This is a genomic window from Kribbella sp. NPDC050820 (assembly GCF_040653975.1).
Lineage (GTDB): Bacteria > Actinomycetota > Actinomycetes > Propionibacteriales > Kribbellaceae > Kribbella.
This window is the reverse complement of the sequence record NZ_JBFAHB010000003.1, coordinates 1-20,495: the sequence shown is the minus strand read 5'-3', so window position 1 is coordinate 20,495 and position 20,495 is coordinate 1. Positions and strand designations below refer to the sequence as shown.

General features: G+C 70.1%; 19 protein-coding genes. 11 read left to right on the top strand and 8 right to left on the bottom strand.

What is annotated here, in order from left to right; all coding sequences use genetic code 11:
- Positions 1-82 precede the first annotated feature (82 nt).
- Together AB0H36_RS04030 and AB0H36_RS04025 are read left to right on the top strand one after the other, a co-directional pair.
- On the top strand, positions 83-748 hold the full coding sequence (locus tag AB0H36_RS04030; RefSeq protein ID WP_360473910.1) for a response regulator transcription factor: 666 nt from the start codon (positions 83-85) through the stop codon (positions 746-748).
- Positions 749-751: 3 nt separating this feature from the next.
- Positions 752-2,128, top strand: coding sequence for a HAMP domain-containing sensor histidine kinase (locus AB0H36_RS04025; RefSeq protein WP_360516104.1), 1,377 nt, complete (start codon positions 752-754; stop codon positions 2,126-2,128).
- 164 nt (positions 2,129-2,292) lie between these two features.
- Here AB0H36_RS04025 and AB0H36_RS04020 read toward each other — a convergent pair whose 3' ends face one another.
- Positions 2,293-3,273 carry a TAXI family TRAP transporter solute-binding subunit gene (locus tag AB0H36_RS04020; protein WP_360516101.1) on the bottom strand — a complete coding sequence of 327 codons (981 nt, stop codon included), beginning with the start codon at positions 3,271-3,273 and terminating at the stop codon, positions 2,293-2,295.
- Positions 3,274-3,518: 245 nt separating this feature from the next.
- Here AB0H36_RS04020 and AB0H36_RS04015 point away from each other — a divergent pair, with 245 nt between their 5' ends.
- The 3 genes from AB0H36_RS04015 to AB0H36_RS04005 are packed head-to-tail and all read left to right on the top strand — an operon-like array spanning position 3,519 to position 8,188.
- A complete protein-coding gene (locus tag AB0H36_RS04015) occupies positions 3,519-6,539 on the top strand; it encodes a glycoside hydrolase family 38 C-terminal domain-containing protein (protein ID WP_360516098.1) in 3,021 nt (1,006 codons plus the stop codon).
- On the top strand, positions 6,536-6,829 hold the full coding sequence (locus AB0H36_RS04010; RefSeq protein ID WP_360516825.1) for a helix-turn-helix domain-containing protein: 294 nt from the start codon (positions 6,536-6,538) through the stop codon (positions 6,827-6,829). The genes AB0H36_RS04015 and AB0H36_RS04010 overlap by 4 nt, the downstream gene beginning before the upstream one ends.
- 33 nt (positions 6,830-6,862) lie before the next feature.
- A complete protein-coding gene (locus tag AB0H36_RS04005; RefSeq protein ID WP_360516095.1) occupies positions 6,863-8,188 on the top strand; it encodes a cytochrome P450 in 1,326 nt (441 codons plus the stop codon).
- A gap of 60 nt (positions 8,189-8,248) precedes the next feature.
- Here the strand turns inward: AB0H36_RS04005 and AB0H36_RS04000 are convergent, their stop codons facing one another.
- Positions 8,249-8,752, bottom strand: coding sequence for a DUF5709 domain-containing protein (locus AB0H36_RS04000; RefSeq protein WP_360516092.1), 504 nt, complete (start codon positions 8,750-8,752; stop codon positions 8,249-8,251).
- 68 nt (positions 8,753-8,820) lie between these two features.
- On the opposite strand from AB0H36_RS04000, the gene AB0H36_RS03995 reads away from it, so the two are divergent.
- Together AB0H36_RS03995 and AB0H36_RS03990 are read left to right on the top strand one after the other, a co-directional pair.
- Positions 8,821-9,975: an FUSC family protein gene (locus tag AB0H36_RS03995; protein ID WP_360516089.1), complete on the top strand. Its 1,155-nt coding sequence runs from the start codon at positions 8,821-8,823 to the stop codon at positions 9,973-9,975.
- Between the two features lie 61 nt (positions 9,976-10,036).
- Positions 10,037-10,159, top strand: a complete 123-nt coding sequence (locus AB0H36_RS03990) for a hypothetical protein (RefSeq protein WP_360516086.1) — start codon at positions 10,037-10,039, stop codon at positions 10,157-10,159.
- A 220-nt stretch (positions 10,160-10,379) separates the two neighbouring features.
- Here AB0H36_RS03990 and AB0H36_RS03985 read toward each other — a convergent pair whose 3' ends face one another.
- Complete coding sequence (locus AB0H36_RS03985; RefSeq protein ID WP_360516083.1) at positions 10,380-10,820, bottom strand: OsmC family protein; 441 nt, start codon at positions 10,818-10,820, stop codon at positions 10,380-10,382.
- A gap of 7 nt (positions 10,821-10,827) precedes the next feature.
- Positions 10,828-12,012 carry a phosphatidylinositol-specific phospholipase C1-like protein gene (locus tag AB0H36_RS03980; RefSeq protein ID WP_360516080.1) on the bottom strand — a complete coding sequence of 395 codons (1,185 nt, stop codon included), beginning with the start codon at positions 12,010-12,012 and terminating at the stop codon, positions 10,828-10,830.
- Between the two features lie 125 nt (positions 12,013-12,137).
- On the opposite strand from AB0H36_RS03980, the gene AB0H36_RS03975 reads away from it, so the two are divergent.
- Complete coding sequence (locus AB0H36_RS03975) at positions 12,138-12,755, top strand: TetR/AcrR family transcriptional regulator (RefSeq protein ID WP_360516077.1); 618 nt, start codon at positions 12,138-12,140, stop codon at positions 12,753-12,755.
- A 129-nt stretch (positions 12,756-12,884) separates the two neighbouring features.
- Here AB0H36_RS03975 and AB0H36_RS03970 read toward each other — a convergent pair whose 3' ends face one another.
- Positions 12,885-13,292 (bottom strand): DUF3592 domain-containing protein, encoded by a 408-nt coding sequence (locus AB0H36_RS03970; protein WP_360516074.1) that lies wholly within the window; start codon positions 13,290-13,292, stop codon positions 12,885-12,887.
- A gap of 149 nt (positions 13,293-13,441) precedes the next feature.
- Positions 13,442-15,322 carry a DUF5107 domain-containing protein gene (locus AB0H36_RS03965; RefSeq protein ID WP_360516071.1) on the bottom strand — a complete coding sequence of 627 codons (1,881 nt, stop codon included), beginning with the start codon at positions 15,320-15,322 and terminating at the stop codon, positions 13,442-13,444.
- A 59-nt stretch (positions 15,323-15,381) separates the two neighbouring features.
- Here AB0H36_RS03965 and AB0H36_RS03960 point away from each other — a divergent pair, with 59 nt between their 5' ends.
- Entirely contained in the window at positions 15,382-17,046 is a 1,665-nt protein-coding gene (locus tag AB0H36_RS03960) for an FAD-binding dehydrogenase (protein ID WP_360516068.1), read from the top strand.
- Positions 17,047-17,121: 75 nt separating this feature from the next.
- Positions 17,122-18,288, top strand: coding sequence for a prolyl oligopeptidase family serine peptidase (locus AB0H36_RS03955; protein ID WP_360516065.1), 1,167 nt, complete (start codon positions 17,122-17,124; stop codon positions 18,286-18,288).
- Here the strand turns inward: AB0H36_RS03955 and AB0H36_RS03950 are convergent.
- Positions 18,272-19,204, bottom strand: a complete 933-nt coding sequence (locus tag AB0H36_RS03950) for an RIO1 family regulatory kinase/ATPase (protein WP_360516062.1) — start codon at positions 19,202-19,204, stop codon at positions 18,272-18,274. The two genes, AB0H36_RS03955 and AB0H36_RS03950, sit on opposite strands and share 17 nt — an antisense overlap.
- Before the next feature lie 147 nt (positions 19,205-19,351).
- Positions 19,352-20,077 (bottom strand): NIPSNAP family protein, encoded by a 726-nt coding sequence (locus tag AB0H36_RS03945; RefSeq protein ID WP_360516059.1) that lies wholly within the window; start codon positions 20,075-20,077, stop codon positions 19,352-19,354.
- Between the two features lie 153 nt (positions 20,078-20,230).
- Here AB0H36_RS03945 and AB0H36_RS03940 point away from each other — a divergent pair, with 153 nt between their 5' ends.
- Entirely contained in the window at positions 20,231-20,374 is a 144-nt protein-coding gene (locus tag AB0H36_RS03940; protein ID WP_165949278.1) for a GPGG-motif small membrane protein, read from the top strand.
- Positions 20,375-20,495: the final 121 nt, after the last annotated feature.

The following is a 20,495-nucleotide window of genomic DNA, read 5'->3' as shown; positions in this document are numbered from 1 at the left end:
GCCGAACACTGCGTGGAGTCGCGTGATTACGTCTTTACCAAGATCTGACACACATGAGCGTCTCCTGGCCTACGATCACCGCATGAGTGGCGCGGTCAGGATCTTGTTGGTCGAGGACGATCTCGATATCGCGAATGCCCTGATACCCGCGTTGCGGCGCTACGGCCTGATGGTGACGCACGTCCGGACGGCCGCGGACGCCCTCGCGGCGGACCCCGGCGACCTGGTCCTGCTGGACCTCGGCCTGCCGGACGGGGACGGTATCAACGTGTGCCGGCAGATCCGCACGGTGTCGGACGTGCCGGTGATCGCGGTGACCGCGCGCGGCGAGGCGGCCGACCGGGTCCGCGGGTTGCGCAGCGGCGCCGACGACTACGTGGTGAAACCGTTCGCCATATCCGAGCTGCTGGCCCGGATCGATGCTGTACTTCGTCGTACCGGCCTCTTGCAGCCCCGCCCCCGGGTGACCGTCGGCGACCTGACCGTGGACATCGAGGCCCGGACCGTCCAGGTCGCGGACAAGCCCATCGCCCTGACCCGCAAGGAGTTCGACGTGCTAGCTGTGCTGGCCGCCCACCACGGCCGGGTGGTCCCGCGCGAACAGGTCGCCCTGTACGCGTGGCAGTCCGTCTTCGAGGCCTCGTCGCGCACCATGGACGTGCACGTCGCCAGCCTGCGCGCCAAGCTCGGCCGGCCCGAGCTGGTCCAGACCATCCGCGGTGTCGGTTACCGCCTGGGTTCGGACTGACCGTTGCGCCGTCGCCTGCTGCAGTCGCTCGTGCCGATGGTGGTCGTCCTCGCCATCGTCGCCGCCGTACCGCTGGCCAACTACATCGCCACCAGTACGTCGCGGACGTTGTTCCTGTCCCGCAGCAACGACGCGGACTGGTTCGCCACGATGGCGGAGTCGCCGCTGCAGTCCGGTGACATCGCCAACCTGCGTGAGCTGGCCGTCCGCTACCACGAGCTCTACAACACCCCGGTGTTCGTCGTGGACGTCGACCGCAAGGTGGTGGCCACGTCCCGCTCTGGTGTGAACGTGGACGAGCCGGACCTCAAGATCGCCCTCGACAGCACGCTGGCCGGCCGGCTGCCCGCCGAGCCGCCCGCGCTGTTCCCGTGGCGCACCGGCGAGATGGTGGTCGCCCGCCCGGTCGTCAACAACGGCCGCGTGCTCGGCGCCGCCGTACTGCGGGTGCCGACCGAGAAGGCCCGCGACCAGGTGGAGCGCGGCCTGCTGCTGCTCCTCGGCGGACTGCTGATCAGCATCGGCGCGATCGTCATCGGCATCGTCCGGCCGATCACCCGCTGGGTGCTGCGGCCGCTGAACGACCTGGACAACGCGACCCACCAGATCACCCGCGGCGCCCTCGACACCCGGGTGTCCACCGACGGCCGCGCCCCCGAGCTCCGCCGGCTCGGCGACAGCTTCAACTCGATGGCGCTCAGCCTGCACCAGGCCCGCCAGCGCGAGCGCGAGTTCGTCGCCGACGCGTCGCACCAGCTCCGGACGCCGCTCACCTCGGCCCGGATCCACATCGAGGGCCTGTCCCGGCTGTCGCCGACGGCGCGGTTCGCGCTCAGCGACATCGACCGGCTCGGCCGGATCGTCCAGCGGCTGTCCCGGCTGGCCGGCTCGGACCGCCCCGGGGCCGATGCCGACGGCAACAGCGAGGAGCCGCTGGACCTGGCCCAAGCGGTCAAGGAGCGGCTCGTCGGCTGGAAGGCCGTGTACGCCGCCGACGACCTGGAGCTGATCATCGGCGAGATGGTGCCGGGTGGTGTCGCCCCGGAGCTCGAGGTCGACGACATCCTCGACGTACTGCTCGACAACGCCTCCAAGTACGGCGCTCCGCCGGTCGAGGTGTCGGTGACCCGGGACGGCACCGAGGTGGTCATGTCGGTCCGCGACCACGGCCTCGGGCTCGGGTCACGCGACCTGAAGAAGGTTGGCGAGCGGTTCTGGCGCAGCGCGCACCACCGGGAGATGCCGGGGACCGGCCTGGGACTGGCGATCGTCCGGTCCGAGGCGGCCCGGGTCGGCGGCCGCGTGGTCGCCCGCCCCCCGATCGGCGGCGGCCTAGTCATCGAGGTCCGAGTCCCCCTGATCGACGACTACGACGCCTGACAACCCGACAGCCTGACACCCCGACAGCTCCAGGGGAGGATATCCCCTGGAGTTGGGGGTTCTCCCCTCGTGGACGGCCGGAGAACCCCCACGCCCAGCGGATATCCCCTCGAACGGGGCAGGTGGGGAGCGGGTCAGGTGGGGAGGGGCAGGTGGGGAGCGGGTCAGATGTGGTTGGCGCGGTACCAGCGTTCGGCGGCTGGGTGGAGGGGGATGGGCATGGTGGCGATCGCGGAGCGCGGGTCGAGTGAACCGGCCTCCGGGTGGGCGCCCATCAGGTCGTTCTGCCGGCGGAACATCGTGTTGACCGTCCACCAGGCCCACGAGTCGGACAGGTTCGGCCGGGCGATCAGGTAGTTCGGCACCGCCAGCGTCGGCACCGAGCTGGCCAGGCCGTACACCGACGGCGGGATCGAGGACACGATGTAGCCGCCGAACCGCTTGAGCGAGATCTCCTCGGCGACCACGCCGATGTCGACCAGCCGGAAGCCGACCGACTTCTGCAGCAACGCGATCGGCCCGGTCGGCAGGCCGCCGCTCCAGATCAGGGCGTCGATCCCCGGGCCCTTGCCCATCCGGTCGGCCTTCTCCTTCAGCGACTTGACGGCCTCCTCGAGCGAGAGGTTGGTCGTCTTGACCTTGCGGAGCTTGGCCGTGTCCAGGATCAGGTCCGCCACCACCTTGGTCCCGGAGTTCATCGGGCCGACGTTGACGGTCAGGCCGCTCAGGTCCTTCAGGTGGACGGCGTTCGACGCGGTCGGCACCACGACGTGCACGTAGTTGTCGTAGGTCCGGGCCAGCGCGCTGAACTTGAGCCCGCCGGAGCTGAACAGTCCGGTTCCCTCGTACGCGTTCAGCGCGGTGTCGGAGGTGGTGAAGCCCATGTCGACCTTCATGCCGGCCACCTTCTGCAGGTTGTCGACCGACCCGCCGGAGGACTCCGTCCGCATCTCCATGCCGGTCACCTCGCTGACCAGCCGCGCGAGACCGCTGCCGAAGACGTCGTACACCCCGCCCTTGTTGCCGGTCGCAAGCGTGGCCGGCCCGGCCGGGGCGGGCTCGTCGGAGCGGCCGCGGGAGCAGCCTGGGACGAGCAGCGCGGCCGCGGCGGCGGCGCCGAGTCCGAACATGCTGCGGCGAGTCATTCCGCTCGGTGTGAGGAGGCCGTTCCCGGGAGGGGTCAGGAGGCGGGGGCGATCCATGCAGGACAACCTAGACGGCAACAGGTTCGAACCGGTAGCCGCCGCCGCAGACTGCAATCCGGCCGCTACCAGGAGTGCAACGATGAACTGCGTCTGGACGGGCCCGGGGTGGGTGTGACAGCGTTGTCATCGCAGCGGCCGCGTGGTCGCAGGACTAGGCACGGCAGATACCCCCGGAGGATGATTTCGTGCACGACGACCGTCAACTCATCGAGGAGCGGCTCCAGCGCGCCCTGCGGGAGCGCATCCGCCCCGCGATCTACGGCGCGGCGGTCCCGCTGGACATCCAGGTGTGGCACGCCCCGGGTGAGCCGGTGCCGGCCGCCGAGGCGATCGCGGCGACCTACGAGCCGGCCGCGCTCGGCCTGCCCTGGGGTCCCGCCTGGGGGACCGCGTGGTTCAAGTTCAGCGGCCAGGTGCCGGCCGAGTGGGCCGGCCGTGAGATCGAGGCCGTCGTCGACCTCGGCTTCAGCGGCGGCCCCGGGTTCTCCGCGGAGGGCCTGATCCACACGACGTCCGGGGTGCCGCTCAAGGGCCTGCACCCGCGGCAGACCTACGCCCCGCTGTCGATCCTCGGCCCCGACGGTACGGCGGCCTCGCCCGGCGACCGGATCGAGTTCTACGTCGAGGCGGCCGCCAACCCCGAGGTGCTGGGGTCGAACGCGTTCGCGCCCACCGACGTCGGCAGCAAGCCGGAGCCGGGCGGCACGCCGATCTACCGGCTGGCCCGCGCCGACCTGGCCGTCTTCAACGCCGAGGTATGGGACCTGATCCTCGACCTCGAGGCGCTGGACGGTCTGCAGAAGGAACTGTCGCCGCAGGAGCCGCGTCGCCGCGAGATCCTGCGCGCCCTCAGCCGCGCACTGGACGCGCTGGACTACGAGAACGTCGCAGGCACTGCGGCCGACGCTCGCGCCCAGCTGACCGACGTACTGAGCCGCCCGGCGCACGCCAGCGCGCACCAGCTGTCCGCGGTCGGGCACGCGCACATCGACTCGGCCTGGCTCTGGCCGCTGCGCGAGACCCGCCGCAAGGTGGCCCGGACCGTCTCCAACGTCGCCACCCTGGCGCAGGAGTACCCGGAGCTCGTCTTCGCGTTCTCGCAGGCCCAGCAGCACGCCTGGGTGAAGGACAACTACCCGGAGGTGTGGGAGCGGCTGAAGAAGGCCGTTGCCGACGGCACCATCGTCCCGGTGGGCGGCATGTGGGTCGAGTCCGACACCAACCTGCCCGGCGGCGAGGCGCTGGCCCGGCAGTTCGTGCACGGCAAGAGGTTCTTCCTGGACGAGTACGGGATCGACACCCAGGAGGTCTGGCTGCCGGACTCGTTCGGCTACACCGCGGCGCTGCCGCAGCTGGTGAAGCTGTCCGGCTCGAAGTGGTTCCTGACCCAGAAGATCTCCTGGAACAAGGAGAACAGGTTCCCGCACCACACCTTCTGGTGGGAGGGCCTGGACGGCACCCGGGTGTTCACCCACTTCCCGCCGATCGACACCTACAACTCCGACCTGTCCGGCCGCGAGCTCGCGCACGCGCAGCGCAACTTCGCCGAGAACGGCGCGGCGACCCACTCGCTGGTGCCGTTCGGGTACGGCGACGGCGGTGGCGGCCCAACCCGCGAGTTCGTCGCAACCGCGCGCCGGGTGGCCAACCTGGAGTCCTCGCCGCGGGTCACGATCGAGTCCCCGACCGAGTTCTTCACCGCTGCCGAGGAGGAGTACCACGACCACGCGCCGGTCTGGTCGGGTGAGCTCTACCTGGAGATCCACCGGGCGACGTACACCTCGCAGGCCAAGACCAAGCAGGGCAACCGGCGCAGCGAGCACCTGCTCCGCGAGGCCGAGCTGTGGTCCGCCGCGGCTGTCGTCGCGGGCAAGCTGGACACGTACCCGTACGAGGACCTGGACCGGATCTGGAAGGCCGTGCTGCTGAACCAGTTCCACGACATCCTGCCGGGCTCGTCGATCTCCTGGGTGCACCGCGAGGCCGAGGCGACGTACGCGAAGCTGGCGGCGGAGCTCGAGGCGATCATCGCGACGGCGCAGCAGGCGCTGGCCGGCTCCGGCGACGCGCAGATCGTCTTCAACGCGGCGCCGCACAGCCGCAACGGCATCGCCGGTCTGGGCGCCGGTGTCACAGCCGGCGAAGGCCAGTCCGTCTCGGTCGAGAACGGCGTACTGGACAACGGGCTGATCCGGGTCACCATCGACGAGCGCGGCCTGATCACCTCCCTGTACGACGTGGAGGCCGCGCGTGAGGTGATCGCTCCGGGCACCACCGGCAACCTGCTGCAGCTGCACGTGGACACCCCGAACCACTGGGACGCGTGGGACGTCGACTCGTTCTACAAGAACAACGTCCGCGACGTGACCGAGGTGGACAGCGTCGACTTCAGCACGGTCTCCGGTGTCGCGACGGTCGTCGTGAAGCGGTCCTTCAACCGGTCGTCGGTCACCCAGACGCTGCGGCTGCGGCCGGGCGCCAAGCGGGTCGACATCGAGACCACGATCGACTGGCACGAGGCGGAGAAGTTCCTCAAGGCGGCGTACCCGGTCGACGTGCACGCCGACCGGTCGGCGTCGGAGACCCAGTTCGGCCACATCTTCCGGCCGACCCACCAGAACACCTCGTGGGACGCGGCGAAGTTCGAGATCGCGGCGCACCGCTGGGTGCACGTCGGCGAGCCCGGGTACGGCGTTGCCGTGGTCAACGACTCGACGTACGGCCACGACGTCAACCGGACCGCCCGCGAGGACGGCGGCACCACCACCACGATCCGCACGTCGCTGATCCGGGCGCCGCGGTTCCCCGACCCGCAGACCGACCAGGGTGTGCACACCGTCAACCACGCGCTGGTGGTCGGCGCCGGCATCCCGGAGGCGATCGAGGAGGGCTACCGGATCAACCTGCCGGAGCGGGTCGTCACCGGCGCCGACGGGGTCGCCCCGATCGTTGCCGTCGACAACCCGAACGTCATCGTCGAGGCGCTGAAGCTGGCCGACGACGAGTCCGGTGACGTGGTGGTCCGCCTCTACGAGTCGACCGGCGGACGCTCCCGCGCCACTATCACCCCGTCCTTCGCGGCCGCGTCGGCAGCCGAGGTCGACCTCCTCGAACGCCACCTCGCCGACCGCGAGCTCACCGACGGTGGCGTCACCTTCGAACTCCGCCCCTTCCAGATCCTCACCCTCCGCTTCAAGCGTTCCTGACCCCCCACCCCGACGAGGGCCCGCCCGGCAAAGCCGAGCGGGCCTTCGCCCTTCTCACCCAGCGGCTGCGGCGACGATGGTGCCGAAGGCGGCCATTCCCCGGGCGCTCGGGGGGAAACGCGCGCAACCGGCGGCAGACGGCGGCCGACCTGCACGTCCACGCCAACACCGTCGACTACCGGCTGCGCCAGGTCGGCCCTGGATCCGGTGCGGGACGACCAGCTACCTCGGCTGGTGGCCGCCCTTGTCGCATTCGACGCCCAGACATAGGCAACAGTTCACCCAGCTGACGTAGGTTGGAGAGACCCCGGCTTGGAGGTGGCATGGCCTCGACACCCTTGCTCGGCTCCCGGACGCTCGACCGGCAGACGGCGCGCACGCTGCCGCCGGGTCCGCGGTTGCCCACGCTGGCTCAGACCGTGCTGTTCGCGAGTCACCGCAAGACGTTCTTCCCGCGGATGCGCGAACGGTACGGCGACGTGTTCACGATCCGGCTGGTGCCGTCCAGCCGCGTGGTCGTCGTACTGAGCAGGCCGGAGCACATCCGGGAGGTGTTCGGCAGTCCGCCGTCGGTGATGCACGCGGGTGAGGGCAACACGGTGCTGGAGCCGATCATGGGCGCGCACTCGCTGCTGCTGCTGGACGACGAGGACCACGTCCGGATGCGGCGGCAGCTGATGCCGGCGTTCTCCGGGCAGGCGCTGCGTGGGTACGCCGGCATGGTGCACGAGCTCGCCCGCGCGGAGGTCGACACCTGGCCGGTCGGCAAGCCGTTCAAGGTGCACCAGCGGATGCGGGAGCTCACGCTCGAGGTGATCCTGCAGGTCGTGTTCGGCGTGACGGACTCGGACAAGCTGAACCGGCTCCGGCCGCTGCTGGACAAGATCGTCTCGGTGTCGCCGGTGATCATGCTCGGCGGGTTCTACCCGGCGCTGCTCCGGGTGCCGCCGTGGCGGACGTACCTGACCGTGCAGCAGCAGGTCGACGAGATCCTGTACGACGAGATCGCCCGGCGGCGCGGGAATCTTGCCGGGCGCAACGACGTACTGTCACGGCTGCTTGCTGCGGGCAACTGGTCGGACGTGGAGCTGCGGGACCAGCTGGTCACGCTGCTGCTGGCCGGGCACGAGACGACCGCGACGGCGCTGGCGTGGGCGTTCCACGAGCTGGCGCGGCGGCCGGAGGACCTGGCGTTCGGGCAGCGGGCCGCGGACGCGGGGGCCGACGACGAGCTGGAGGCGATCGCCAAGGAGGCGATGCGGCTGCATCCGGTCGTCTACCAGGTCGGCCGGCGGCTCACCGAGACCGCTGACGTGGCCGGCTACCGGCTGCCGCGCGGGACCACGATCATGGCGGCGATCGGGCTGGTGCACCGCGACGGCGAGCACTTCCCGGTGCCGGAGGACTTCCGCCCGCAACGCTTCCTCGACGACGACCCGCCGGCCCCCGGCACCTGGATCCCCTTCGGCGGCGGCGCCCGCCGCTGCATCGGCGCCGGCTTCTCCCTGATGGAAGCCACCGAAATCCTCCGCGCAGCCCTGACCACCCACAGCTTCACCGCCCCCCACCCCGCGCCCGAACCAGCCAAGCCCAAGAACGTCACCCTGGTCCCGGCCCGAGGAGCCGAGGTGACCGTCACCCGCCGCTGACCCCGCTGCCGCGCGAGCCGGGCACACCAACACCACCCGGCCGAGCGGAGCGAGAGCGGTTCAGTCTTCCTGGTCGGTGACGTCGCCCAGGTCGACGTCCTGGTAGCTGGGGAGGTCGGACTCGTCGTCGTCGGTGAGCTCGAAGTTCTCTTCGTCGTCCACCACGTGGACGGCGGCTTCCTCGGCCGAGGCGGCGGCGCCGGCGAAGCCGACGTCTTCGGCGACCAGCTCGTCCTCGTCGTCGCTGTGGGCGCCCTCGTCGGGGGCGACCAGGCGGCCGGACCGCTCGACGCCGACCTCGGGGCCGCCGACGTCCTCGCCGTCCTCGGCGTACGGGTCGACGTCCGGCTCCTCCTGCGCGATCCGCTGGTCCAGCGACTCGCCCTGCAGCGCCTCGTCGGCCGTCGTGCCGAACCCTTCGCCCGCGGACCACTTCTCCGGCGGCGAGTAGCCCTCGTCGAGCAGATCCTCCACACCCCGGTCGTTCAGGGTGTCCTCCGCCTGCAGCTGGTCCTCGTCGTCCACGCTGTAGCTGCCGTAGTCCTCGCGGTTATTCTCACTCATGCCCACAACCCTGTCCGTCCAGAGCGGGTGAATCAAGCCGGAGGGCGGTTGCCTGGACAATGGGGTCCGTGGATCCGGTCCGGCTGACACTCGAGCAGTTGCGGGAGCTGCGTGACGACATCGCGCCGCGGGCCGCCCGCCGCTCGCGGGCCTCGGTCCGCCGCCGGGTGGACCGCTGGTGGGACCGGCTGTTCTTCATCTCCCAGTGCGCGCTCGCCGCCGGCGTCGCCTGGGCGCTGGCCCGGTACGTCCTCGGCCACCCGACCCCGTTCTTCGCGCCGGTCGCGGCGATGGTGTGTCTCGGGTTCAGCTTCGGCCAGCGGTTGCGCCGGGTGGCCGAGGTGATGGTCGGCGTGGCGGTCGGGGTCGGGGTCGGCGACCTGATCGTCCGCTTCTTCGGCACCGGCGTACCGCAGATCATCTTCGTGGTCGCGCTGGCGATGAGCGTCGCCGTACTCCTCGGCGCCGGCACGCTGATGACCACGCAGGCCGGTGTCCAGGCGGCGATCGTCACCACCCTGCTCCCGAACCCCGGCGCCGGGTTCAGCCGCTGGCTCGACGCGGTCCTCGGCGGCCTGGTCGCCCTCGCCGCCGCGACGATCGCCCCGGCCACCGCGATCAGACGCCCTAGGCAACAAGCGTCCGGAGTGCTGAACGAGCTGGCCGAGATCCTGACCGAGACCGCCGAGGGCCTCGAGCACAAGGACGAGGCGGCCGTCACCGACGCGCTCCGCCGGGCGCGCAACAGCGAGTCCCTGCTGGACAACCTGCGCAGCGCGGCCGACGAGGGCGTCGCGGTGGTCCGGCTGTCGCCGTTCCGCCGCCGGCACCGCGGCCGGGTCCAGGAGATCGCCGACCTCGTCGTACCGCTGGACCGCGCGATCCGCAACATCAGGGTCCTGGTACGGCGCTGCGCCGTGTCGGTCTGGCGCGACGAGCAGATGCCGGCCGAGTACCCGGTGCTGCTCGAGCGGCTCGCCGACGGCACCCGCCTGATCGGCGAGTCCCTGTTCGAGCCGCACGCCGACGTCGCCGCGCACCGCGTCCTGGGCGAGCTCGGCCGCCGTACGGCGGAGCTGCCGCTGCCCGCCGGCCTGTCCGCAGTCGTCGTCCTCGGGCAGATCCGCTCCACCGTCGTCGACCTGCTCGAGCTGACCGGCACGACGTACGACGAGGCCCGCGCCCTGGTCCCGCTCCGCCCCGATGGACTGGATGAGAAGTAGGTCACATCAAAAGTCGGGCCGAATTCCCGTCATAACCGATGACCGCGTGCGTCTCACCGGCATGACGATCCACCGACTGATGTCCACGATGGCCAACGAGCAGGTCCGCCGGCTCGAGGACCTGCTGGCCGTCGAGATGACCCAGACCGCTGACGACCGGAGCGACGCCGCCGCCGAGCAGTAACGGCGCGTACCGGACGAACGGATCCAGGCGGCGCACCCGGACGGTCTTGCCCACCGAGCTAGACCGCACGGATGTCGCACAACGCAAGAGGCGCCCCGTGCGAGGCGCCGCCGGATCTGTGGTGCACCGCCACAGAGGTGCACCGAGAACCACCCGCCGGCTGTCCTGACGCCGCTTGCGCGAGGCTCAGGCCAGGCCGGTGGGTGGTTTTTTTGTTGCCCTAAGCCACCGTCACCTCGGTGGTGACCGAGTTGGCGATGAAGCACTCCAGGTGCGCCCGGTGGTGCATCCGCTCGATCGCCTCGGCGTCCGGCTCCGCGCCGCCCCAGACGATCTTCGGGTGCAGGGTCACCTGGGTGATCGCCAGCCGGCCGGCCTCGTTCTTCGCCATCACGCCGACCGCGTGGTCGTCGTACGCGTCCACGACCAGTCGCTTGCGGGCCGCGATCGCCAGGAAGGTCAGCATGTGGCACGACGACAGCGCCGCCACGAACGCCTCCTCCGGGTCGACCGGGCCCGGGTTGCCCAGGTACGTCGGGTTGGCCGACGCCGGCACCGTGATCCCGCCGTCGAAGCGCCACTCGTGGTCGCGGTTGTAGGTGTCGTAGGTGAACTCGTGCTCACCACGGCTCCAACTGAGATCGACCACGTGCTCCGACATGCTCAGGTCACCTCTCCGCGACGTTCCCGCGGCACCACTGCGGCGCCGACACCGGATTGCATCGTACCGGGGTGTCCCCCGGCAGCTTCGCGACGAAGTCGCTGTCGTAGCGGGCCGCCATCCCGGCGACCGGGAAGTCGGTGGTGACCACCTGGGCGCCGCTGGCCAGCGCGATCCCGACCCGGCTGAAGTCCTTCTCGCGGATCGTCGCCATCGGCTCGTCGGACCGGGTCCGGATCAGGTAGCCCTTCGACACCAGCCGCTGGATCTCGGCCTGGTTGGCGCCACGCGGGTCGTTCACCTGCGTGATCGCGGCGTCCGGCTGGCCCTCGGGACCGCGGGTGAAGACCGCCCGGCCCTCCAGGTTCGGCTTGCCGGCCCGGTACAGGTCCCGGATCGTGCCGGCGCCGCCGTTGTCGAAGTAGAACAGCACCTGGCCGCGGACCGAGTCGACCTTCGGCCAGCCCTTCGTCAGCACGGACTGCTCCAGCGTCAGGCCCGGCTTGCGTACGTCGTCCGGCGTCAGGATCTCCTTCGCACCGAAGACCGACCGGATCTCGGCGTCGATCTTGTCCAGGTTCGCCGCGTCCCACGGCGGGGACTGCACACCGCCGGCCGCGACCACCTTCGGGTCGGACTGCTTGAGTTCGAGGCTGATCGTGATCGGCGCGTGGTCCGGGTTCTGGTCCGACCAGGCCTTCACCTGCTGCAGGCAGACGACCAGCGACTTGCAGGTGCCGTTGTAGTCGAAGTCCGGGATGTGCATGACCTTGATGCCGGGCTGGGCCATCACCGGGTCGGTCAGCGGTCCCTGCCCGGTCAGCTTGCGGATCAGCGGGTACGTGTACAGCCCGCCCTCCGGGGAGTCCGGGACCAGGTCGAGCTCGAGGGTCCGGATGTTCTGGTCCTCCAGTTGCGCCGGGATGGCTGCGTGCGAGTACCAGAGGTCGACCGAGCCCGGGTTCTGGGCCTGCTGGACCTTCTGCTCGGCCGGGCTGAGCTCGCGGTGGTACGAGTTGTGCGAGCCGATCATCTGCAGCTGGTTCAACCGCAGGCCCGAGCCGTTCTCCTGCTGCTGCGACTGCGGGCCGGCCGGTGCGGACTGCGAGGTCGTAAGCGCCGTACCGGCGAGTCCGGTCGCGGCGATCGCGGCGGAGGCCAGGCCGGCGACCACCGTTCTGCTGATACGCATGACGGGAATTCCCCTCCTGTGGGCGGACACCAGGTTGTCGGCCGTCGGTGCCGAGGCCGATCTGTCGGCAATCTGTCACATCCGGGTGGCAACGTTGTCCCCCCGGAAGATGGAGAATGAGCGACATGGTGACATCGGGGGCGTATCCACTGCGCCGGACGCCGACCCAGGACCGGGCCAGCCGGCAGGTCGAGCGGATCCTGGACGCGGCCTGCGCCGAAGTGGTCGAACGCGGGTACGACGCCGCGTCGACGAGCGGGATCGCGAAGCGGGCCGAGATCGCGGTCGGCAGCGTGTACCGGTACTTCCCGGACAAGCGGAGCCTGATCCAGGCGATCGAGCGCCGGAACCAGGCGCGCTACTCCGAGGCGGTGCGGGAGCGGCTCGGGTCGGTGACGACCTGGCGGGAGTCGGTGGACGTCACGCTGGACACGTTCCGGGAGATGCACCGGACGGATCCCGGGTTCCGGGCGGTGGTGCTGAGTGGGCTAGGTGACCCGGACCTGGAGACCCAGCCCGGCGAGTACGACGACCAGCACGCCGGCGAGTTCGCCGAGCTCCTCACCGCCCGCTTCGGCGCCCGGGACACCCACGAGTTCCGTCTGGCCGTCACCTTGAGCATCACCATGGGCGAAGCCCTGGCCCACCTCGCCGACCGCCTGGATCCCTCCGAAGCCGACTACGTCCTGTCCCAAGGCCGCCCGGTCCTCTACAACCTGCTCGCACCCCACCTCCCCGCCTAGGTCCTGTCTGCTGATGCCGCGCAGTAGGCGGGGGATCAGCAGACAGGGCCTGGAAGCGAAAAAGCCCTCGCCGGAGGCGAGGGGTGGGCGGAGCAAGCCGTGGGAGGGCGACTTGCTTGAAGTCGCTCTCTAGGGCTGTGGAACCGGGTCCGAGCTCCGCGGCCCCAGCTGCGGCCAGTGGCTGACCCGGCCGGCGATGCGGGCCCGGCGCGGGCTCCGGACGTCGTAGCTGACGATGACCCGGTCGCCCTTGGTGTAAGTAATCCTGCTGCCCACCGGGAGCTTGCGGGAGACCTCGAACGGTCCCTCACCCCGGCGGGTGCAGTACTCGACAGTGACCTCGGTGTAGACCGTCGGTTCGCCGCCGTCCAGCTGACCGCGGACCGGGCCACGCACCCGGATCACCTGACCGGCCGTCTTCTCTTCCGTGCCCGAGGGGATCTCGTCCCGCCGGAGCCCGGCGAGCACGTCCAGCACGATGCATGCCGTGACCAGCAGCACCAGGCCGAACCCACCGAGCACAACGATCGTCAACATGGCACTCACCCCCGACGCGCCGCCCGCGAGCGACGCGGTCGTCGTTGGTCGATGTCTCTGGGAGACACCTTGCGCGGCCCTTGCCGCACAACGGTGAGACGACGCCTGGAGGCACTCGGTTCCCACGTCCTGACAAAGTTTTCGAGAAGTCAGTGACCCCCCATTCCGAACTGATACTGAGAGGGCACCGGCCGCCGCGTGCCGAGCGCTTCCTCGGTCTCCACCCACAGGTCCGCGAGCGGGTTCGCGCCCTCACGAACGGTCGGCAACTGGATGCCGTCGGCCAGCAACGCGGCGGCCGTCTGCGGGTCGCCGGACAGCAGCGCGTACCGGATCCGCAGCAGCCGGATCCGCGGGTCATCCGCAGCCTGGACGCGCGCGAGCGTCCGGCCGGCCCGCGGTACGTCGGTTTCGAGCGCAGCAGCGACCGCCTCGACCTGCAACTCGACCAAGTCCGGCAGCAGCTCGGCCGCCCGCTCGTAGTACGAGAGCTCCCCGGTGACGAAGCCAAGGTTCCGCAGTGCCCACGGGTTGTCCCCCGACCGCCGCCACGCCTCCACCGCACCATCGACGTCTCCGGCGTAATGGCGCGCGACACCGCGGTGGTACCAGACGAGCCAGTTGTCCTCAGCCTTCTCCAGCTGTTCCCGCCAGCTCACCAGCGTTCCATCAGGTACGGCGTCCGCCGCCGGCAACCGCCCGTCGAGCAAGGGCAACCACGCGCGTTCCCTCGACGTCATGGTGTCCTCGTCGAACGGCGTACCTGCCGAGACCGTCCACCCCGTCCGGGTCAGCTCCAGCGCACCCCAGCCCGAGCCGACAGCGAGTCTCTCGACCGGAGCCGCGTCCACCACCGTCAACCAGGTGCGCTCGCGCTCCGCCAGCTGATCCAGGACAGGACGCAGCGCTTCAGTCCCCGCGGTCCGGGCGGTCGTCCAGTCCTCGGCGTGCGCGGCCCCCGGGTCCACCGACAGCCGGCCGTAGGCCTCGAGCCAGTGCCAGTTCGTTGCGGCCGGCAACTTCAGGTGCTCCATCTGAGTCCGGGCAAGGCCGGCCTGGATCTCCGCGTAGCCGTGACCCTGAAGACCCGGCGCCAACCACTCCTGCCATCGCCGTCCGCCCGTGCCTTCACCCCAGACGAAGAGCTTCCGGCCCTGCAGTCGATCGGTCGACGCCTGAACCAGACCGTTGCCCGCACCGTTCACCGACGCGATCCACTGCCGTTCGTCCGCCAGTGGTTCGAAGAAGAAGTCGACCGCCCGGCTGTGCTGCATCGGGTAGGTGAGGTCGGTCCCCTCATACAGAGGTACGTCGATGAGGTCGAGTCGTTTGCCATAGCCGAACCGCCAGGCCTGGTCGGCCGGCACCAGGACGCGGGTGTCCGGCGACTGCTCGACGGCGATGTTCGACCACCAGTAGGCCGGGACGTCGGCGTCGGACGGGTTCTGCAGGCGGACGCCGACGTACAGGAAGGTGGAGTCGGCCGGGAGCCAGAAGTCGAGTTGGGTGACGAGGTTCCTGGTCCGTTCCAGCTCCCAGAGACGCAGTACCGGCGTACCGTCCGGGCCTTCGATGCGGGCGGCATGCATCGGGGCGCAGGTGCCGGTCCAGTGGCCGGTGCTGCCGACGTTCCACTCGACGCCACCGGCCCACCACGCGTTGCGCAGCGCGAGGTTCGCGGGCTGGAACACGGGATTGCGGTAGAGCAGTTCGTCGCCGCTCGCCTTGTCGACGAGTGAGTAGAGCCGGCCGCCGACGCTGGGCAGCACAGTCGCCCGGACGTGGTCGTTCTCCAGCACCAGCGCCGGAAAGGCGCGGTCTTCCAGCGAACGGTCGTACCCGCCCTGGTTCAAGCAGGGCAGCGGGCTGTGCAGGCGGCCGTACTGGATGTTCTCGCGCAGGTCGGCCGGGAGCTCGGCGAGGTTCTGGACCTGGTGGAGCTCTTGCTGGCTGCGCAGCGGCGCGAGCGGGTTCTCCGGTCCGAGGGAGGCGGCGGGCAGGACGAGATCTTGCGCGGAAAGGGTCGTCACAGCTCTCATCCTCACAATTCCGCACAAGCTCGTCCATCCGTGCCTACGGTCCGCTATACATGGACACCATGGACGCGGATGTGATCGTCGTCGGGGCGGGTCTGGCCGGGCTGGCCGCGACTGCCGAACTGGCCGACGCGGGGCGGAAAGTGCTGCTGCTGGACCAGGAGCCGGAGGCCTCACTGGGTGGGCAGGCGTTCTGGTCGTTCGGCGGGTTGCTGTTCGTCGACTCCCCCGAGCAGCGCCGGATGGGCATCAAGGACTCGCGCGATCTCGCGCTGCAGGACTGGCTCGGGTCGGCCGGGTTCGACCGGCTGGACGACGAGGACCGCTGGGCCCGGCAGTGGGCCGAGGCGTACGTCGACTTCGCGGCCGGCGAGAAGCGTCCGTGGCTGCACGCCCAGGGTGTGCGGTTCTTCCCGGTGGTCGGCTGGGCCGAGCGCGGCGGCTACAACGCGGACGGCCACGGCAACTCGGTCCCGCGGTTCCACATCACCTGGGGCACCGGGCCGGGCCTGGTCGCGCCGTTCGAGCGGCGGGTCCGGGAGGCGGTCGCGAAAGGCCTGGTGGAGTTCCGGTTCCGGCACCGGGTCGACGAGCTGACCGTCACCGGCGGGGTCGTCGACGGGGTCGCGGGCAAGGTCCTGGAGCCGAGCGACGTCGCCCGCGGGGTGGCCAGCTCGCGCACCGAGGTCGGCGACTTCAGCCTCACCGCGCAGGCGGTGATCGTGACGTCCGGCGGGATCGGCGGCAACCACGACCTGGTCCGGTCGCAGTGGCCGAAGCGGATGGGCGAGCCGCCGAAGCGGATGATCTCCGGGGTCCCGGCGCACGTGGACGGCCGGATGCTGGCGATCACCGAGCGGGCCGGCGGCCGGTACGTGAACCGGGACCGGATGTGGCACTACACCGAGGGCATCCAGAACTGGGACCCGATCTGGCCGATGCACGGGATCCGGATCCTGCCCGGACCGTCGTCGCTGTGGTTCGATGCCACCGGCAAGCGACTGCCGGTGCCGCTGTTCCCCGGCTTCGACACCCTGGGCACGCTCGAGCACATCATGCGGACCGGGTACGACTACACCTGGTTCGTGCTCACGCAGAAGATCATCGAGAAGGAGTTCGCGCTCTCCGGCCAGGAGCAGAACCCGGACCTGACCGGCAAGGACATCCGCGGCGTGCTCGGCCGGGCCCGCGGCGGGGCGACCGCACCGGTGCAGGCCTTCATGGACAAGGGCGCCGACTTCATCGTCCGGAGCAACCTGCCTGACCTGGTCCGCGCGATGAACGATCTGACCGGTGACAAGCTGATCGACCTGGACGACCTGGAGCGCCAGATCGTCGCCCGGGACCGGGAGCTCACCAACACCTTCACCAAGGACCTGCAGATCACCGCGCTGCGCGGGGCCCGGAACTACCGCGGCGACAAGCTGATCCGGGTCGCGTCACCACACCGGATCCTCGACCCGAAGGCCGGCCCGCTGATCGCCGTACGGCTGAACATCCTGACCCGGAAGTCGCTCGGCGGCCTGCAGACGGACCTCGACTCGCGAGTGCTGCGGCCCGATGGCGAGCCGCTGCCGGGTGTCTACGCGGCCGGCGAGGTGGCCGGCTTCGGCGGTGGCGGCATCCACGGCTACCGCTCCCTGGAGGGCACGTTCGTCGGCGGTTGCCTCTTCACCGGTCGTACGGCGGGACGCGCAGCAGCCAAGGCTGTGTCGTAGGACAACACTGGTGAGCCGGCGCATGTGTGCCGCGACCCCCTGTCTGGTCGCGGCACCGGCTTCTAGCGTGACGCCATGCGCCGCCTCGCGTTCTTCTCAGCCACCGTCCTGCTGTTGTCCGGTCTGACTGTGCCGGCCGACGCCCATCGACCGGTCCGGGTCCCGGGTGCCGAGTATCAGCAACTCGCGCGCCTCGACGACCTGACCACGACCGGCACCGTGGCGTCCGGCCACACCAACCCGGCCGACTACGCCGGGCTTACGCACTCCGGTCTCCCGACCCCCGGGCCCGTGCCCGGCGTCCAGATCGACGGCTACTTCCCGGACTCGTCGCACACCAACGCCAACCACGGCTGGAACCACGACTCCCAGTTCGTGATCCGGCTGCCCGAGCAGTGGAACGGCGGCCTGGTCGTCTCCGGATCGCCTGGCGTGCGAGCGCAGTACGCGAACGACAAAGCGATCTCGGACTACGTGCTTTCCCTCGGCTACGCCTACGCGGCGACCGACAAGGGCAACACCGGTGCCGCCTTCTACACCGACGGCGTGCGGCCGGGTGACGCGATCGTGGAGTGGAACCTGCGGACGACCCAACTGGCGAGGGCCGCCCGCGCCACCGTCGCGAAGTACTACGGGAAGCCTGCCCGCGAGGTGGTTGCCGCCGGGATCTCCAACGGCGGCTACCTGGTCCGCTGGCAGCTCGAGAACCACCCTGAGCTGTTCACGCGCGGCGTCGACCTCGAAGGCACGCTGTGGACGGCGAACGGGCCCAACCTGTTCACGTTCCTGCCGCCGGCGATCAGGGGCTATGAGCAACAATCGCCGGAGCTGATCGCGAAGGCCGGGTTCGACCCGCGGTCGGACTTCCTGTGGGACTACCACTACTCGGTCTACTGGAAGCTGACCCAGCGCATCTACGCCGCCGAGCTCGACCCGACGTACACCGGCAGCGAAGCCGACTACGACTACGCCGAGCGGCCGCAGGCGCACCAGGCTGTTGCACGGATCGCGCTGACCGGGGAGATCCGCCGGCCGCTCGTCACCATCCACGGGACGTACGACAGCCTGCTGCCGATCACCCAGGACTCGGACGTGTACGCGAACATGGCGCGCCGGACCGGCCTGCACACCTACCAGCGGGTCGAGGCAGGCAACCACGTCGACGGCCTCGTCGACGCCTACCCCGACCGGCTGGTCCCCCTGGTCCCCCTGTTCCAGAAGGCGATCAGAACACCATCGTGAGCAGGTCGGCGAACAGTTCCTGCTCGTCGATCTCCAGCCCGCGGTTGGTGAACCAGGCCGCCATGTTGTGGCAGTCCCGGAGCAGGAAGTCCATCCCCTTCGGGTTGCCGACGATGTCGACCACCTGCGGGAGGTCGATCATCACGATCCGCTCGCTCTGGGCCAGCACGTTGTACGGCGACAGGTCGCCGTGGGCCAACCCCGCCCTGGCCAGCTCGCGCATCCCGTGCCGCAGCTGCTCGAAGTACTGACCGAGCAGGTCCTTCGGCGGCCGGACCTGGGCGAGCCGTGGCGCGGCCCCGCCCTCGCCGTCGTCGATGAACTCCATCAGCAACTCGGTGCCGTCCACCTGCACCGGGTACGGCACCGGCACGCCGGCCTTCCACAGCCGGCACAGCGCGTCCCACTCGGCGTACGCCCAGTGCCCCGCGGCGACGCTGCGACCGTGTGCGGTCTTCTTCGCCATCGCGCGGCTGTCCCGGCTGTTCCGGGTCCGGCGTCCCTCGACGTACGACGTACTGCGGTGGAACGACCGGTGTTCCTCGGTGCGGTAGCGCTTGGCGGCCAGCAGCGAGGACCGGGCCGGGTTGTCGCCGATGGCTTCGACGGCCCGCTCGACCAGGAAGACGTCGGCTTCCTTGCCGGTTTTGAGGACGCCGAGCTCGGTGTCGATCGCGGCCTGTTCCGTCACCACCCAGTCCGGGCGGGGATCAGGTCCGCGAGAACCGCGCTCGACGTCCAGCCAGGTGGACCAGCGCTGATCCGGGCCGAGTTTCTCGTCGACCGCGTGGAACTGGAAGACGAAGGCGTCGGCCGGATCGGGTTGGGACTCGTCGCCGGTGAGTTCGGCCCAGCGGGAGTCGAGGTCTGAAAGGTCAGAGAATTCTGAGTCGGTGCGAAAGACGTCGGAAGACATCCGGGGTGCTCCTGAACGGTGAGGTGGGACTGACGCGGACATGCCGCAGCACAGTGATGGCCATCCGTCAGCCCTCCTTAGGTCCAGGCAGCGCTCGTCGCTACACGGGTCGACTCAGGATGCCGGGCGGTCGCCCGGCCGCGCAAGCTATTTAAACTGCGACCGGCTGGTCGGCCGCAGCCGCAGCTCCTGGACCGGCTTGACCGACCGCCGCTCCAGCTCCGGCAGCACCTTCTGCTGCCACGTCGGCGACCCCGCGAGCTGCCGGCGATGCTCGTCGTACGCCGCGTCGTCGGCGAACCGGGCGAACCACGCCAGCACCACCTCGTCGCGCAGCGGCAACGCGGGAAAGTTGTTCTCGGCAACCAAGGTCTCGAGCACCGCGACCGGCTCGGCGCCGGTCTCCACCAGCACCGGGGCGACGTGGTCGGCGAAGAACTCGACGAACCCGTCGTCCGGCGAACTGCGGTGGTACACCGCCCCGGCGATCACGGATCCGGGCACCTCCGTCGTACCGACAGGCGCGCGGGGTGCGTCGAGCCGCGGGTAGCCGTCGCGCAGCTCCACCGGCTGCAGCAGCAGCGCGTTGTCGGAGTCGACCATCGTCACGTTCGCGGCGCCGGAGTGCGCACGCCAGATCGGCCCGGTGTAGAACGCCGTCAACGCCTCCGCACGCGACGGCAGATCCGCGAAGCCGCGGATCCACACGAACCGGTCCGGTTCGTCCAGGTCGCGGAACTGGCCCACGATGTGCATGCCGGTCGCTTCCTGCCCCTCGACCAGGTGCTCGTCGAACACCTCGATCAACGCATCGCGCCGGCCCGGGTGCAGCGTGTACTGGCGCAGGTCGACCACCGCGCAGCACTCCTCCATCTGGCTCCTCCTCATCAGTCGGCCACGGTCAGTCAAGCAGGGATACCTGACGACGCATGTCAGTGATTCACCGTTTGCGCGGTGGGCACTGGAGGTGCAGCACGGGGAGTTCAGCCGCCGGGTGCCCGCCCGGCCTTAGAGATTGGAAGGACCATGGGTCTCATCCTGTGGATCATCGCGGCGATCCTCGTCATTGCCGGGATCGTCTCTCTTGTCCGCGGCCAGCTGCTGTGGGGCGCCGCCCTGATCGTGATCGGCCTGCTGGTCGGTCCTGGTGGCGTCAGCATCTTCACCTGACCACCAAACAACCCCTCGAACCGTCGTCGCCCCACCCCCCACCCGCCGGGGGCGACGCCCCGGTCTACCGCAAAAGCGCAGCGCCAGGGCCAGGCCCGCGACGCCCCCCCCCAACAACTCG

What these genes read in the sequence shown, in the direction of transcription:
- AB0H36_RS04030 (WP_360473910.1), top strand. Translation starts at nt 83, where the DNA reads ATGAGTGGCGCGGTCAGGATCTTGTTGGTCGAGGACGATCTCGATATC.
- AB0H36_RS04020 (WP_360516101.1), bottom strand. Translation starts at nt 3,273, where the DNA reads ATGACTCGCCGCAGCATGTTCGGACTCGGCGCCGCCGCCGCGGCCGCG.
- AB0H36_RS04005 (WP_360516095.1), top strand. Translation starts at nt 6,863, where the DNA reads ATGGCCTCGACACCCTTGCTCGGCTCCCGGACGCTCGACCGGCAGACG.
- AB0H36_RS04000 (WP_360516092.1), bottom strand. Translation starts at nt 8,752, where the DNA reads ATGAGTGAGAATAACCGCGAGGACTACGGCAGCTACAGCGTGGACGAC.
- AB0H36_RS03990 (WP_360516086.1), top strand. Translation starts at nt 10,037, where the DNA reads ATGACGATCCACCGACTGATGTCCACGATGGCCAACGAGCAGGTCCGC.
- AB0H36_RS03985 (WP_360516083.1), bottom strand. Translation starts at nt 10,820, where the DNA reads ATGTCGGAGCACGTGGTCGATCTCAGTTGGAGCCGTGGTGAGCACGAG.
- AB0H36_RS03980 (WP_360516080.1), bottom strand. Translation starts at nt 12,012, where the DNA reads ATGCGTATCAGCAGAACGGTGGTCGCCGGCCTGGCCTCCGCCGCGATC.
- AB0H36_RS03975 (WP_360516077.1), top strand. Translation starts at nt 12,138, where the DNA reads ATGGTGACATCGGGGGCGTATCCACTGCGCCGGACGCCGACCCAGGAC.
- AB0H36_RS03970 (WP_360516074.1), bottom strand. Translation starts at nt 13,292, where the DNA reads ATGTTGACGATCGTTGTGCTCGGTGGGTTCGGCCTGGTGCTGCTGGTC.
- AB0H36_RS03960 (WP_360516068.1), top strand. Translation starts at nt 15,382, where the DNA reads ATGGACACCATGGACGCGGATGTGATCGTCGTCGGGGCGGGTCTGGCC.
- AB0H36_RS03955 (WP_360516065.1), top strand. Translation starts at nt 17,122, where the DNA reads ATGCGCCGCCTCGCGTTCTTCTCAGCCACCGTCCTGCTGTTGTCCGGT.
- AB0H36_RS03950 (WP_360516062.1), bottom strand. Translation starts at nt 19,204, where the DNA reads ATGTCTTCCGACGTCTTTCGCACCGACTCAGAATTCTCTGACCTTTCA.
- AB0H36_RS03945 (WP_360516059.1), bottom strand. Translation starts at nt 20,077, where the DNA reads ATGGAGGAGTGCTGCGCGGTGGTCGACCTGCGCCAGTACACGCTGCAC.
- AB0H36_RS03940 (WP_165949278.1), top strand. Translation starts at nt 20,231, where the DNA reads ATGGGTCTCATCCTGTGGATCATCGCGGCGATCCTCGTCATTGCCGGG.